General features: G+C 68.2%; 14 protein-coding genes and 1 riboswitch. Of the genes, 7 read left to right on the top strand and 7 right to left on the bottom strand.

The window, feature by feature from the left end; all coding sequences use genetic code 11:
* Positions 1-76: 76 nt before the first annotated feature.
* Positions 77-1012, bottom strand: a complete 936-nt coding sequence (locus V7787_RS49645; protein WP_336094941.1) for a M23 family metallopeptidase — start codon at positions 1010-1012, stop codon at positions 77-79.
* A 43-nt stretch (positions 1013-1055) separates the two neighbouring features.
* A complete protein-coding gene (locus tag V7787_RS49640) occupies positions 1056-2156 on the bottom strand; it encodes a hypothetical protein (RefSeq protein ID WP_336094940.1) in 1101 nt (366 codons plus the stop codon).
* Between the two features lie 150 nt (positions 2157-2306).
* Positions 2307-2442, top strand: a riboswitch (SAM riboswitch).
* Positions 2443-2511: 69 nt separating this feature from the next.
* On the opposite strand from V7787_RS49640, the gene metX reads away from it, so the two are divergent.
* From metX to V7787_RS49615, 5 genes are all read left to right on the top strand, one after another.
* A complete protein-coding gene (gene metX / locus V7787_RS49635) occupies positions 2512-3573 on the top strand; it encodes a homoserine O-succinyltransferase MetX (protein WP_336094939.1) in 1062 nt (353 codons plus the stop codon).
* 26 nt (positions 3574-3599) lie between these two features.
* The gene (locus V7787_RS49630) at positions 3600-4811 is read left to right on the top strand and encodes an O-succinylhomoserine (thiol)-lyase (RefSeq protein WP_336094938.1); all 1212 of its coding nucleotides are present in this window, start codon (positions 3600-3602) and stop codon (positions 4809-4811) included.
* Positions 4808-5995 carry a hypothetical protein gene (locus tag V7787_RS49625; protein WP_336094937.1) on the top strand — a complete coding sequence of 396 codons (1188 nt, stop codon included), beginning with the start codon at positions 4808-4810 and terminating at the stop codon, positions 5993-5995. The genes V7787_RS49630 and V7787_RS49625 overlap by 4 nt, the downstream gene beginning before the upstream one ends.
* A 273-nt stretch (positions 5996-6268) precedes the next feature.
* Entirely contained in the window at positions 6269-7450 is a 1182-nt protein-coding gene (locus tag V7787_RS49620; RefSeq protein ID WP_336094936.1) for a DUF3089 domain-containing protein, read from the top strand.
* Positions 7451-7473: 23 nt separating this feature from the next.
* On the top strand, positions 7474-7980 hold the full coding sequence (locus V7787_RS49615) for a hypothetical protein (RefSeq protein WP_336094935.1): 507 nt from the start codon (positions 7474-7476) through the stop codon (positions 7978-7980).
* Positions 7981-7987: 7 nt separating this feature from the next.
* Here V7787_RS49615 and V7787_RS49610 read toward each other — a convergent pair whose 3' ends face one another.
* The gene (locus V7787_RS49610) at positions 7988-8578 is read right to left on the bottom strand and encodes an NADPH-dependent FMN reductase (RefSeq protein ID WP_336094934.1); all 591 of its coding nucleotides are present in this window, start codon (positions 8576-8578) and stop codon (positions 7988-7990) included.
* Between the two features lie 15 nt (positions 8579-8593).
* Positions 8594-8983, bottom strand: a complete 390-nt coding sequence (locus tag V7787_RS49605) for a DoxX family protein (protein ID WP_336094933.1) — start codon at positions 8981-8983, stop codon at positions 8594-8596.
* A gap of 114 nt (positions 8984-9097) precedes the next feature.
* On the opposite strand from V7787_RS49605, the gene V7787_RS49600 reads away from it, so the two are divergent.
* Positions 9098-10036, top strand: a complete 939-nt coding sequence (locus V7787_RS49600; RefSeq protein ID WP_336094932.1) for a LysR family transcriptional regulator — start codon at positions 9098-9100, stop codon at positions 10034-10036.
* A 256-nt stretch (positions 10037-10292) separates the two neighbouring features.
* Here V7787_RS49600 and V7787_RS49595 read toward each other — a convergent pair whose 3' ends face one another.
* Positions 10293-12356 (bottom strand): glycosyl hydrolase family 18 protein, encoded by a 2064-nt coding sequence (locus V7787_RS49595; protein WP_336094931.1) that lies wholly within the window; start codon positions 12354-12356, stop codon positions 10293-10295.
* Positions 12357-12963: 607 nt separating this feature from the next.
* Between V7787_RS49595 and V7787_RS49590 the strand changes: the two genes are divergently transcribed.
* A complete protein-coding gene (locus V7787_RS49590; RefSeq protein WP_336094930.1) occupies positions 12964-13458 on the top strand; it encodes a hypothetical protein in 495 nt (164 codons plus the stop codon).
* Here the strand turns inward: V7787_RS49590 and V7787_RS49585 are convergent.
* Together V7787_RS49585 and V7787_RS49580 are read right to left on the bottom strand one after the other, a co-directional pair.
* Positions 13443-14474, bottom strand: coding sequence for an alpha/beta fold hydrolase (locus V7787_RS49585; RefSeq protein WP_442965375.1), 1032 nt, complete (start codon positions 14472-14474; stop codon positions 13443-13445). The two genes, V7787_RS49590 and V7787_RS49585, sit on opposite strands and share 16 nt — an antisense overlap.
* 8 nt (positions 14475-14482) lie before the next feature.
* Positions 14483-14670 (bottom strand): hypothetical protein (locus V7787_RS49580; RefSeq protein WP_336094929.1); only part of this gene is annotated, 188 nt, incomplete at its 5' end.

Raw genomic sequence — 14670 nt, 5'->3', positions numbered from 1 at the left:
CGAATTGCGGCGCCCGGCGCGAGACCGAAGCCCCGCGGTCGCGGCTCGCGCCGCTCCTACAGGGGGTTAGGGCGGCTCAGCGGGTGCCGCTGGACAGGCGCAGCGGGCCTTGCGGGCCGGTCATCCGGAACGGGATCGATTCCAGGCGCATGCCGCGGTTGACCTGGATCGCGAAATGCAGGTGCGGCCCGGTGCTGAAGCCGGTGTTGCCCGACAGGCCGATCTGTTGCCCGGCGCGCACGCGCTGGCCGACCCGCACCGACACGCCGCCGTCCTTGAGGTGGGCGTACAGGGCCATGCTGCCGTCGTCGTGCAGGATCCGCACGAAGTTGGCGCGGTCGCCGAATTTCTCCAGGTTCAGGCCGGCCTTGTCGAAATCCGACTCGACCTGCATCACCGTGCCCTCGCGCGCGGCCAGCACCGGGGTGCCGATGTCGGCGGCGAAGTCGACCGCGTAACGGTGCTCGGGTTCGGTGTGGCTGAAGTGGCCGCCGTAGCCTTGGTCGATGCGGAATTGCTGTTGCTGCAGCGGCAGCAGGTAATCGGCGTTCTGCGGGCGCGCGTCCGGGTCGCCCGGGACCGAGCGCATGCTCAGCTCGAAATCGCCGCCGCGGGCCGGGTCCTGCACGCTGATGACGCTGACCACCGCGCTGCTGCGCGCGGCCACGGTGGCGCTGGCCGGCAGCAGCGGATTGCCGATGATGTTGTTGCTGTGGGTGAAGTCCAGGCGCACTTCGATCGGCCCGGACAAGGTGTTGTCGGCCCAGGCCAGGTAGCGGTCGCCGTCTTGTTGCACCCGCAGCCGGGCGATCGCGCCGGGTTCGGCGCGGAACGGAATCACCTTGACCTCCGACGGCGGCGCCGAGGCGGGCGCGCGGTCGCCGTAGTGGGTGACGCCGTTCTTGTCGGTCCACCGATACAGCTTGCCGGCCTGCGCGGTGTGCGCGGCGAACAAGGTCAGGGCGATGCAGGCGGCGATTCGGCGATGGGCGTGGGCAGTCGGACGCGGCATGGTCGGATGGGCGAGGGTCGGGGTCGGAGCGGACGGTAGAGAATCAGTTCAAACAGCCCGGTTGCAACTGCAGGGCGCGGACGACGTCGCCCAGATCGAACGCGCTCACCGAACGGTCGTCGTGGACCGCGTACAGCGCGCCGGTCGGGAAGCTCCGGGTGCTGGCGGCGTGCAGGGCGATGCCGTCGGTGTGGGCGGTGACTTCGCCGCTGAAACTGCCCTGCGGTTGCAGGGTGTCGCGGTCGTAGACGTGGAAGATCGTGCGCGGCATCAATTGGTCGACCGCGACCCAGTAACCGCCGCCGCCGGCGCAACTCCACAGCGCCACGCCTTCGGCTTGCGCGTCGAAGCTGCGATCGGGCACGCGCCGACCGGTGTAGTGGCCGGTCAGGGTGTATTCGCGCAAGGTCGACAGATGGCGCTGGTCTTCGTCGGCGATCAGCAGGCGGTCGTTGGCCGGGTCGCCGGAAATCGATTCGACGATGCGCAGCGCCGCGTCCTCGCTGGTGTCGCCGAACGCGCCTAGGTATTCGCTGGAAACGCGGTCGTTTTCGTCGAAGCGCAGGCGGTAGCGGCGCACGCGCTGGTCGAGTTCGGCCAGCGCCGGCACTTTGTCGAATTTCTCGCCGTACATGAAGCTGTCGGTGATGTAGGCGTCGAGTTCGCCCGGCGCGGTTTCGTTGATCCACACGCCGTAAGGGCTGCGCAGTTGCGCTTCGCCGAAGCTGGCGACCGGCGAGAACGCCGGCAGGCGCAGCACCTGCACGCGGTGGTTGTCGCGTTCGACCACGAACAGGTAATCGCCGAACACCGCCAGCCCGTTGGGGCGCTTGAACTGCCCCGGCGCCGCGCCTTTCTCGCCGACGCTGCGCAGCAGCTCGCCGCTGTCGGCGTCGTAGACGTTCAGGCGGTGGGTGGATTTGGCGCTGGCGATCAGCCAGGTCGAGCCGTCTTCGTTGGGCCAGGTGGCCAGCGAGTCGACTTCGTCCTGCGGGCTTTCCTTGGAGACGAAGCGCTCGGGCACCACCCGCAGCCCGGGCGGGCCGGCACTGACGGTGCGGGGCTCCGGGGCTTTGACCGGGCGGGTGGCGCAGGCGGACAGCAGCAGGCCGGCGAGGGCGACAACGACAAGGCGGCTATTCATCGGGGCAAGTGTATGCGGGCGCGATGACAACGGGGGCGGCCCGGGGGCGGGTTGTGACCGGGGTCGGGCCGGCCGGGGCGGGCTTAATAATAAATCGCTATATGCGGATGAAGCGATTGACACGCCTCCATACGCTCGGCAGACTACGTCCATCCATCGAGACCGGCAGAGGGACAGGCCCTTTGAAGCCGGGGCAACCCAAGGCGGCGCAAGCCGCGTGAAGGTGCCAATTCCTGCGGCCCGCCCGCGCCTTTCAGGCGTCGAGGCGTAGGTCGGAAGATGGTTGCGGACACTCGCAGCGATGCGGGTGCGCGACTTGCGAACTCGGTGGCCCCGTTCACTTCGGATGACCGCCATGAGCTTCGCCCCCAGCACCGCCGCCTACGACCGCGCCGACAGCTTCGGCTCTTACTCCGCCGCCGCCGCGCCGATCGCTTTCGAGCGCCATGCCGGGCGATCCGCCGCCACCCGCGGCGAGATCCGGATCGAACTGGAACTGCGCCACTCCGGCCGCCGCGCGCTGACCCTGCGCTACGAAACCCAGGGCGATGCCTCGTTGCCGGCGGTGTTCGTGGCCGGCGGCATCTCGGCGCACCGGCACCTGGCGCCGAGCCGCGAATTCGGCGAGCAGGGCTGGTGGGAATGCCAGGTCGGCGCCGGCCGTTCGCTGGATCCGACCCGGTATCACCTGGTGTCGTTCGACTGGATCGGCGCCGACGGTTCGCTGGATATCGCCATCGATCCGGCCGACCAGGCCGACGCCATCGCCGCGCTGCTGGACGCGCTGCGGATCGAATGCCTGCAAGCCTTCGTCGGCTATTCCTACGGCGCGATGATCGGCCTGCAGTTCGCCGCGCGTCATCCCGGCCGCTTGAACGAACTGGTCTCGATCAGCGGCACCCACCGCGCCCACCCCTACGCCGCCGCCTGGCGCGCGCTGCAACGCCGCGCGGTCGCGCTGGGCGCGCTGCAATGCGACGAAAGCCAGGGCTTGGCGCTGGCGCGCGAACTGGCGGTGCTGAGCTACCGCACCCCAGAAGAATTCGCCGAGCGTTTCGGCGCCGCGCAAGTGGTCGACGGCCGCGTGCGCGTCGACGCCGAGGACTACCTCGACCATTGCGGCAACAAGTACGTCGCCCGTACCTCGCCGACCGCGTTCCTGCGCTTGTCCGAATCGATCGACCTGCAGCAGGTCGATCCGGCCGCGATCCGCATCCCGGTGACCGTGGTGGCGGTGACCGAGGACCGGCTGATCCCGCTGAGCGAGTCCTACGACCTGATCGAGCGCCTGCGCGGCGAAACCCGCCTGCGCGTGCTGCGCTCGATCTACGGCCACGACGCCTGCCTGAAAGAACAATCCCAGATCGACACCATTCTTCGCGAAGCGTTGGCCGACCTTGCGTCGGTGGCCGCCTGAGCATTCATCATTACGGAGCGGCCTACATGAGCATCGAATCGACCAACGCCTTCACCCGCAACCCCTGTACCGCCGCGGTCCGCGCCGGCATCGACCGCGACCTCGCCCACGGCGCGGTCACCCCGCCGATCGTGCTGTCGTCCAACTTCAGCTTCGCCGGTTTCGACCAGAAGCGTCAGTACGACTACACCCGCAGCGGCAACCCGACCCGCGATCTGCTCGGCGAAGCGCTGGCCGAACTGGAAGGCGGCGCGGGCGGTGTGATCACCTCCACCGGCATGTCCGCCATCACCCTGGTGCTGCACGCCTTCCTTAAGCCCGGCGACCGCATCGTGGTGCCGCACGACGGTTACGGCGGCAGCTGGCGCCTGTTCAACGCGCTGGCCGCCAAGGGCGCGTTCGAGCTGATCACCGCCGACCTCACCGATCCGCGTTCGCTGACCGAAGCGCTGGCGACCAATCCGGCCGTGGTCTGGATCGAAACTCCGTCCAACCCGCTGCTGCGCATCACCGATCTGCGCTTCGTGATCGAAGCCGCGCATGCGCAGGGCGCGCTGACCGTGGTCGACAACACCTTCCTGTCGCCGGCACTGCAGCGTCCGATCGCGTTCGGCGCCGATCTGATCGTGCATTCGACCACCAAGTACATCAACGGCCACAGCGACGTGGTCGGCGGCGCGGTGGTGGCCAAGACCGCCGAGCATCATCAGCAACTGGTGTGGTGGGCCAACGCGCTCGGCCTGACCGGTTCGCCGTTCGACGCCTTCCTGACCCTGCGCGGCCTGCGCACGCTGGATGCGCGCCTGCGCGTGCATCAGGAAAACACCCAGGCCATCGCCGAACTGCTCGACAACCATCCGGCCGTGCGCGTGGTGCATTACCCGGGCCTGGAATCGCATCCGGGCCACGCGCTGGCCGCGCGCCAGCAGAAGGGCTTCGGCGCGATGCTCAGCGTCGAGATCGACGGCGGCGTGGAAGCGGTGCGCGCCTTCGTCGACGGTCTGACCTGTTTCACCCTGGCCGAGTCGCTGGGCGGGGTGGAAAGCCTGGTCGCGCATCCGGCGACCATGACCCATGCGGCGATGTCGCCGGAAGCGCGCGCCGCCGCCGGTATCGGCGACGGTCTGCTGCGCCTGTCGGTGGGCATCGAGCACGTCGACGATCTGCTGGCCGATCTGCAAGCCGCGCTGGACCGCGCCAGCGCGGTCGCGGCCACGGCGGCGCGCGCGAAACGATGAACGTCGCGGCCGGCGCTGTGCACGCCAATGCCGGCAGCGAGTCGCTCGCCGCCGGGTTGCCCGAAAGCCAACTGCATGCGCTGGCCGTGCGTCCGCAGGCGCCGCGCGCGGCGAACGCGAACGCGAACGCGCCCGCGCGGGTCGCCTTGCTCGGCACCGGCACGGTCGGCGGCGCGGTGATCGCGCGCCTGGCCGGTTGGCGCGGCAGCGCGCTGGGCGAGCGCTTGTCGTTGGTGCATGTGGCCAACTCGCGCCGCGCCGCGGTCGATGCGGGCGGGATCGTGCCCGAACACGCGGCCAGCGCCTTGGCCGCCTCCTCCCATGCCAGTGCGTTGGACGATGTCGCCGACGCGCTCGGCGACGGCGGCGCGCGGGTGGTGATCGACGCCACCGCCAGCGAAGCGGTCGCCGAACGCCATGCGCAGTGGTTGGCGCGCGGCATCCACGTAGTCACCGCCTGCAAGATCGGCCAAGGCACCAGCCTGGCGCGCTGGCGCGCGATCCGCGAGGCCTGCGCTCAAGGCGGCAGCGGTTACGGCGACAGCGCCACCGTCGGCGCCGGCCTGCCGTTGCTGCGTTCTTTGCGCGAACTGCAAGCCGGCGGCGACCGCATCCACGCCATCGCCGGGGTGCTGTCGGGTTCGTTGGCGTGGCTGTTCAATCAGTACGACGGCATGCGTCCGTTCTCGGCCCTGGTGCGGCAGGCGCGCGACGCCGGTTATACCGAGCCGGACCCGCGCGACGATCTGTCCGGCGAAGACGTGCGGCGCAAATTGTTGATCCTGGCGCGCGCCTCGGGCGTGGCGCTGGACGCCAGCGAGGTCGAGGTGGCTTCGCTGGTGCCGCCGGAACTGGCGATCCTGTCCAAGGACAGCGTCGACGCGGCGCTGCCGGCGCTGGATGCCACGCTGCGCGAGCGCTACGCCGAGGCCTACAAGAACGGCGAAAAGCTGCGCTTCCTGGCGCGCCTGGATTGCGCGGAAGGCGGCCGGCCCGTGGCCAAGGTCGGGCTGGAATCCTTGCCCGGCGATCATCCGTTGGCCGGCGGCGCCGGTACCGACAACAAAGTGGCGATCTGGTCCGACCGCTATCGCGTGCAGCCGCTGGTGATCCAGGGGCCGGGCGCGGGCGCGGAAGTCACCGCGGCGGGGTTGCTGGACGACGTGCTGCGTCTGCTGGGCTGAAGCTCGCCTGGGTTTGGGACTTGCCGCGACCCCGTCTGCAATCTACCTGTAGGAGCGGCGCGAGCCGCGACCGCGACAACGCAACTACCGCGAAACCGGCGACGCAGTTGCAATGTCGCGGTCGCGGCTCGCGCCGCTCCTGCAGGCAGTCGGCCGCGGCATTCGTACAAATTGTGTAAAAGCCGGCGGCGAACCGCCGGCTCGCCCTAGAATGCCGCGCGGACCACCGGAACTCCTTCGGGGCGGTCGCGCGATTCCGGCATGGGCGATGGCATGAAGACAGGCGTGGGTTGGCTGATGGTCGCGGCGTTGGCGTTCGGCGCGGGTTGCGCGCCGGTCAAGCGCATGGTGCTGGACCCCAAGCGCGACTTCGACCGCACCCCCGAGCCCGGTGCGCCGGACTACAACGATCCCGCCGCCTGGGCCGCGCTGCCGAGCAAGCGCGACGATTCCGACGCCACCCCGATCGGCATGCGCAACCGCCAGCACGACGCGCCGGTGGACGTGTTCTTCATCCATCCGACCACCTACGCCTCGCGCAAGCACTGGAATCAGCCGCTCGACGATGAGCAGGCCACCCGCGGCACCGAGTTCACCCTGCGCGCGCAGGCCAGCGCGTTCAACGCCAGCGCGCGGGTGTATGCGCCGCGCTATCGGCAGATGTCGCTCAACGGCTATCTGCCGGCGGACGATGCCGATCGCGACAAGGCCCTGGATCTGGCTTACGCCGACGTGCGCGCGGCGTTCGAGGTTTACCTGAAGCAATGGTCGAAGGGCCGGCCTTTCATCATCGCCGCGCACAGCCAGGGCAGCGGCCACGGTTTGCGGCTGGTGTCGGAACTGCTCTCGGAGCGCGCCGCCGACCCGTCCCTGCGCAAGCGCCTGGTCGCCGCGTACCTGATCGGCGCCGCTATTCCCGACGACGCCTTGCGCCTGACCATTCCGGGCGTGCCCTTGTGCGCGGCCCCCGCTCAGACCGGTTGCGCAGTGTTCTACAACTCCTTCGAAGCCGGCGAAGACCGCCCGCGCCGGTTCGAGCGCGTGCGCGCCTGGTATCCGGGCGGCTACCGCACCGTCGATCGCCCGCGCTTGCTGTGCGTGAATCCGGTCACCTGGCGCGCCGACGAAACGCTGAGCCCGTTGTCGGCGCATTTGGGCGCGGTCCACGCCGAGCGCGACCGGCCGCTGCCCGAGCCCTTGGCCGGGCGGGTCTCGGCGCGCTGCGAGGACGGTCTGCTGTCGGTGACCTTGCCCGACGGCGAATGGCGCCGCTGGTGGTTCGGCGGCGATCAGCACGTCAACGACTACCAGTTGTTCTACATGGACATCCGCGCCAACGCGGCGCAGCGCGTGGCGGCGATGTCGCAGCGGCGCGAAGCCGCGGCCGCCGAGCCGGCGCCGGCCAAGCCGCAGCCCAAGCGCAAGACGTCGCGCAAGCCCGCGTCCAAGCCATAGCGCCGACGAACTACACTGCGGCGATGGATCTGGATGCCGACATCGTCGCGGGCCGCTCGATCGCCGGCATCGGCCTGGGCGAAGTCGCGCTGGAAACAATCGAGGCGCTGCAGCGTCGCCATCGCGTCGCCCAGTATCCGGCGCTGAATCCGGACTACACCTGTTATCGGGTCGACGACGCCTTGCTGTTGATCGTCGACAACCGCGATTTCGTCCTGGTCAATCTGGCCGCGCTGTCCGGATACCGCGGCCGCTTGTTCGGCTACATCCGTCCCGGCATGAGCGTGCGCGAACTGATCGCCGGCGCGCCCAGCGCGCTGCTCAAGGACCTGCGCCCGCACAACCAGTTTTTGTATCTCGACCGCGCCCAGAGCACCGGCTTCATGCTGCCGCCGCAGTACGACGACGCGGTCGACCGCGTCGACGACTTGCCGCCGGAGCTGGTGCTGGACGCCTTGTATCTGATGCCCGCACAGATGCGGCAAGTGCCCGGCCGCGACGGCAAACCGGTGTGGCGGCCGGTCGATTGAGCCGCGCTCAGGCGGCCTGTTGCAGGTCTTGCGCGCGCGCCGTCTTCAACGCCTGCGCCCACCACAGCAACTGATCGAACATCGCTTCGCGCGCCTGGGTCAGATAGGGGTAATCGTCGAGGGTGCGGCCCTCGCGCAGGATCCCCAGGAACGGCTCCAGGCCGATATGCACGGCGTTGCGGATCGGCGCCATCTGCAACTCGATCGCGTGCTGGCGCAGTTGCTCGACCGCGCGCGAACCGCCGACGCCGCCGTAGCCGACGAAGCTCACCGGCTTGTTGATCCACTCCGAGAACGCCGAATCCAGCGCGTTCTTCAGCACCGCGGTCGGGCCGTGGTTGTACTCGGCGGCGGTGAGGATGTAGCCGTCGTAGTCGCCGATGCGCTTGCGCCAAGCTTCGGCGGCCGGGTTGCCGTAGGCGCCGCCGGTGTAGGCCGGAGGCACCGGTTCTTCGAAGAACGGCAGGGCGTGATCGCGCAGATCGAGCGTGTCGAGCTTGAGCCCGCGCGCTTGCGCGCCGGCCTGGATCCAGGCGGCGGGAACGTCGGCGAAACGGTTGGGGCGGGTGCTGCCGATGATGAGAGCCAGACGGGGCATTGCGAATCCTCAGGTTCAGGGGAGTGAGGCCGAATCGGCGTTGCCGTTCGCGCCCAGCGGCCGCAGGCGCCAGGCGACGAAGCCGGCCATCGCGCCCAACAGCAGCGCCGGCACCGGGCTGCCGCCGATGAAGAACAGATGCACCGCCACGGCGCAGAGCATGGTCGCCAGCAGCGACAGGCCGCCGGCGAAGCCGGTGCGCGGCAGCAACAGCAGCAGCGCGATCGCCAGTTCGGCGGCGCCGGTGAAATAGCGGAACCATTGGCCGAAGCCGAGGGTTTCGAACAACTGGACCTGGAACGGCAGGCCCAGCAGCTTGCTGGCGCCGGCGGCGAGCAGCGCGGCGGCGAGGACGATGCGGACTGTCCAGATCAGCGGGGAAGAGGGGCGGGAGCTGAAAAGCATGGGCGCGACGGTGTGGGAGTAGGGCGAGGCGGCACGATAGACCCTGGTCCATTGCTCGAAAAAGTGGGTTAATTGCATTTCAATCGTCCAAATTAGCGAGTAATGACCTTGGACATGAATGCCGTCGCCGTGTTCGTCCAGACCGTCAAGGCCGGCAGCTTCGCCGCCGCCGGGCGCCGGCTGGACCAGCCGGCCAATACCGTCAGCCGGCGGGTGCAGCAGTTGGAGCAGCAGTTGGGCGTGCGCTTGCTGCAGCGCTCCACCCGCAAGCTCAGCCTGACCGGCGCCGGGCGCGAATTCTTCGAGCGTTGCGTGGCCGGCATCGAGGACATCGAGAACGCCCAGCGCAGCCTGGGCGAGGGCGCGGAGGTGCGCGGCACGGTGCGCGCGGCGGTGGCCGCGGATTTCTTCGAGTTCTTTCCGATCGAGCGGGTTCGGCGCTTCCTCGCCGAGCATCCGCGCTTGAAGCTGGAATTCCTGCTCAGCGACGCGCACGTGGATTTGATCGAACACTCCATCGATGTCGCCTTCCGCGCCGGCGAACTGGAGGACTCCGGCTACGTCGCGCGCATGCTCGGCGTGAGTCAGGATCTGATTCTGGTGGCGACGCCGGAGTATCTGCGCGCTAGCGGCATGCCCGCGGACGTGGCCGCGCTGGCCGATCGCGATTGCGTGATCGCGCCGACCGCGCAAGGACGCGCCAGCTGGCGTTTGCTGGGGCCGGACGGCGTGGAGACGGTGCAGGTCGGTGGGCGGTTCGCCGCCAACACCTTGTTGAGCCAAGTGCGCGCGGTGCGCGCCGGGTTCGGTATCGGCCTGGTGCCGCGCGTGGTCGTGCGCGAGGACTTGCACGAGGGGCGCTTGCTGCGGGTATTGCCGCAGTACCGTCGCGACGGCGGCGGCGGCGTGCATGCGGTGTATCCGAGCCGGCGTCAGTTGCCGCGCGCGGTGGCGGCGTTGACCGAACTGGTGGAGGGGTTCTTTCTCGAACTCGAAACCAGCGGCGCTTGCAGCGGCGCGGAAACGAAATCGGAGCGCCGATCGGGGGGGTGACCGGCGCTCCGCTGCAGATGACCTCGGCGTATCGCTCGCCGTGGCTTTGCAAAACTTGGGCTGGAAACGTCGTGGACGTTTCCAGCGTTGTCTTGCCCTTCTCCCGCTTGCGGCGCCCGAAGGGTGTGCAAGGCTGAGAAGGTGCCCCGAAGGGGCGGATGAGGGCGCGAGGTCGCGATGATTTCGGCGATCTCGGGCCCTCACCCCAACCCCTCTCCCGCAAGCGGGAGAGGGGCTTTGGAGCGCGAGGCGGGAGTTACTTCAGGCCGTTGCTGATCGCGGTGGCCAGGCTGCCTTGTTCGTCGTCGCCGCTGAATTCCCAGAAGAACGCGCCGCCCAGGTTCTGGGTCTTGACGTAGCTCATCTTCTGGCCGATCAGCGCCGGCGTGTCGTAGCTCCAGAACGTGTTGCCGTCGTACTTCCAGGTCGCCACCGCGGTGTTGTCGGTGTAGACCGTGCCCGGCTTGTTCTTGAGCACCTTGTAGTCGTCGATGCCGGCCTCGTAGGTGCCCGGAGCGGCGCTGCCGGGACGGTACAAGCCGTTATTGACGTTGCCCACGCCGGTCCAGCCGCGGCCGTAGAAGCCGATGCCCAGGTTGAGCTTGGAAGCCGGCACGCCGCGCGAGAGGAAGGCTTCGATGGCGTCGTTGGAGTTGTACAGCTTGACGTCGCCGGTGGAGGGATCGTTCGGCGAAGCGAACAGCGCCGAGTGATGGTTGGTGGACGGATCCCAACCGCCGTGGAAGTCGTAGGTCATCACGTTGATGTAATCCAGGTACTGCGCGTAGGCAGCCGGATTGGTGACGCGGATCTTGTCGATGCCGGCGCCGACGGCGACGGTCAACAGCAGGCCCGGACGCACCGCATCGAGCTGACGGCGGAACTCGGCCATCAACGCGGTGAAGTTGGCGTTGTCTTCCGGACGTTGCGCCGCCGGGCAGTCGATGCCGCACACCACCGGGTACTCCCAGTCGATGTCGATGCCGTCGAACACGCCGGCCGCTGCGCCCGCGCCGCCGGCACCGTCGGTCACCGGCAGGTTGCCCTTGATGTAGGCGTCCACGCACGAAGCCACGAAGGCCTGACGGTTTTCGGCCCGCGCCGCGCTCGGGAAGCCGCGCGACCAGGTCCAGCCGCCCAGCGAGATCAGCACCTTCAGGCCCGGGTACTTGGCCTTGAGCTGCTTGAGCTGGTTCCAGTTGCCGCGCAGCGGCTGATCCCAGGTGTCGGAAGCGCCGCTGACGCTTTCGCCGGCCTGGAAGGCCTTGGTGTAGTCGGCGAACGCGTCGCCGCCGGCGCCGGTGTTCGGATCGGACGGAATGGTCACGCCGACTTCGCAACGGTTGTTGCGCACGTTGCCGAAGGCGTAGTTGATGTGGGTCAGCTTGCCGGCCGAACCGCTGGTGTCGATGTTCTTGACCCGATAGTTGCGGCCGTAGATGCCCCACTGGGCGAAGTAGCCGATCACCTTCTTGCTGCCGCCCGGACCGGTCGGCTTGGTGGTCGCGCTGATCGAGCCGCTCTGCGCCGAGGCGTTGCTGGCGTTGTCGCGTGCGCGCACGGTGAAGGTGTAGCTGGTGCTGGCGGCCAGGCCGCTGACGGTGTAGCTGGTGCCGGTGGGCGAACCGGCCAGGCTGCCGTTGCGGTACACGTCGTAACCGGCCACGCCGCTGCCGCCGGCGTTGTCGGTGGAGGCGTTCCAGCTCAGCGAAACGCTGTTGGCGGTCTGCGAGGGCGAGGCCAGGCCGGTCGGCACGCTCGGCGGCGTGGTGTCGGTCGGGCCCGAGCCGACGGTGATGCTGACCGCGCTGGAGGTGGTGGTGGCGTTCTGGTTGTCCTTGGCCACCGCGGTGAAGCTGTGGCTGCCGGCGGTGGCGTTGTTCCAGGTCACCCCGTAAGGCGAGGTGGTGTCGACGCCGAGCGAGGCCGAGCCGCGGAAGAATTCGACGCTGGCGACGCTGCCGTCGCTGTCGGCGGCGTTGGCGCTGACGGCGATGTTGGCGCCGGCGTTGTAGTTGGCGCCGTTGCTCGGCGCGGTCAGCGACACCGTCGGCGGGGTGTTGCCGGGGCCGGTGCCGCATACGCCCAGATCGACGTAGTAGTTGCAGCTCGGGCAATGGGTCGGCGGCGTGTTCCAGATCGGGCCGGTGGCCTGATACAGGCGGTTTTGATAGGTCAGCTTGTCGCCGGCGGCGTAGATGGTCGATGCGTTCCAGGCAGCGACGCCGTTGCAGGACGCCTGCGCATACGCCGTCGACAGCGACGACGCGGCGAGCATGGACGACAGCAACAGCAGTTGGGTGGACCGTGCGTGTCTCATGGTGCTTCCTCTCTCCCGTGCATAGTCAAGACTTCGCCGGCCATGACCGGCCGACGGCGTTTCCCGCCCGTACTGAAAGAAGGCCGTCAAACCTTCCGACTTGCATTGGGAGGCTGGAGCCTCCTCGAGTGATCGGCGGACCGGCCGCCGTCGGTGTTCGGTAATGCCGCGCACTGCCGCTTCGGCGGCGCGACCGGGCGATAACCGGTCGGTGCGTTATTGCGCTCGTTCTGGTTCCTGCGGTTCGGGCCTCGCCTGCATCGCGCTGCGCGCTGTCCTTCGCATGCCGGCGGGCCCGTGGATTGCGAACGCAAACTGGGCTTGGCTGACAACGTTGTCAACTTGCTCTGTCGGTCTTTGCGTCCCAGTTCACAGATCGCCGGCTTGGCGTACTGACAACGTGAGTAGTGGGTGCGCCTATATGTTGCGACGCAACGGATTGCCGCGCCGGTATTTGCCTCAAAGCGGACAAGCCAATGTCCGAAGGACAATTGTGCTTACAGGCGTCTTGCCGTGGCCTTTCGGGACGGCGTCGAGGCCGGCGCGGGCATCGGCCGCGGCGGCGTACGAAAAACTACAAGTCGCCGCTCGCGTCTGCTTTATGGTCTTGCGCTCGATCACCAATGAGGGGAACTGCATGCCGAATCGGCAATCCGGCTTGATCGCCACGGCCGCGCTGCTGTGCTTGTGTTGCGGCGCAGCGGCCGCCGCGGTCCCGGTGATCGAGGCGACGCCGGCCTGCGACTACGCCAAGCTCGGAACGGTGACGGCGGAAACCGGCACCCGGATCGACGAAACCAGCCTGGACAAAGCGCCGTCGTCGGCGAGTTACCCGCGCGCGTTCGAGCGTTTGGCCAAGGCCGCGCAGGCGGTGGGCGCCAACGCAGTGGTGCTGCGTAAACATCGCGCGACCTATTTCACGCGCTTGGGCAAGCGCAGCCGCGAGGCGGTGCATATCGATCTGTCCGGGGCCGCGATCCGTATCGAAGGCGATATGGCCCAATGCCAAATGGTGGTGCTGGACCCGAACGACTACCGGCGCTCGCAGAGCAGGCTCGAACTGGTGGAGACCACTTCGGAAAAAGCCTACGGCGCGGACTGAGCCGCGCCCTCGGCGCGCGCCGACAAGGCCTTCAACAAGGCTCGGTTGAAGCGCTCCGGCGCTTCGACCTGCGGCGAATGGCCCAGATCGTCGAACTCGACCAAGGTGGCGTTGGGGATCGCCTTGGCCGCGGCGCGGCCGAGTTGCGGGTACAGGCCCAATTGCGCTTTCAGTTCATCCGAAGCCAGATCGCGGTTGATCGCGGTGCGGTCGAGCTGGCCGATCAACAACACGGTCGGCACCCGCAACCTCGGAAATTCGTGCACCACCGGCTGGGTGAACACCATCTCCGAGGTCAACGCCTGATTCCACGCGACCCGTTCGCGGCCGGGGCCGGCGTACAGGCCGGCGAGCATGTTCACCCAGCGATCGTATTCGGGCTTCCATTGGCCGCCGTAGTAGACGGTCTGCTGGTATTGCTTGATCGTCGCGGCATCGGTCTTGAGCTCGCGCGCGTAGTTGTCGTCGACGCTGCGCCAGGGCACGCCTTGCGCTTTCCAATCTTCCAGGCCGATCGGATTGACCAACAGCAGCCGCTCGCTGGCTTGCGGATACATCAGCGCATAGCGCGCGCCGAGCATGCCGCCCATCGAGTGGCCGACGATGCTTGCGCGCGGCACGTTCAGCGATTGCAGCAGGGCATGGGTGTTGGCGGCCAACTCGTGCAGGCTGTACTGATGATGCGCGGGCTTGCTGGATTTGCAGAACCCGATCTGATCCGGAGCGATCACCCGATAACCGGCTTCGCTCAACGCGGCGATGCTCGATTCCCAAGTGGCGGCGCAGAAGTTCTTGCCGTGCAGCAGCACCACGGTGCGGCCGTTGGGTTTGGACGGTCGCACGTCCAGGTAGGCCATGCGCAGGTTCTCGCCTTGCGATTTGAAGGCGTAGTGCTGGATCGGGTGGGGATAGTCGAAGCCTTCCAGTTCGGCGCCGTAGCCGGCCGGCGCGGGTTCCGCGGCGAGGGTCGACAGCGAGAACATTGCGGGCAGCGCGGCGGCGATGAGTTTGCGCATCGGAGGGGTCACGCGGTGGGGTGTTCGCATCCTAGCGGCTGCGTGGGCGGCGAGGTGTGATTGCGCAGGGGCTTCGGTGAACTTGGATAGGGGGTGATGAGAGCAAGATCAAAATGGATTCCGGCTTTCGCCGGAATGACGATGTACAGGTTGCGCAGTTTCGCTAGCGGGCTCCACGGGTTCGTTAGCGGGCTGC

This window comes from Pseudomonas sp. CGJS7, assembly GCF_036961695.1.
The sequence above is the reverse complement of the archived record's forward strand: the minus strand, read 5'-3'. Positions and strand labels throughout refer to the sequence as shown.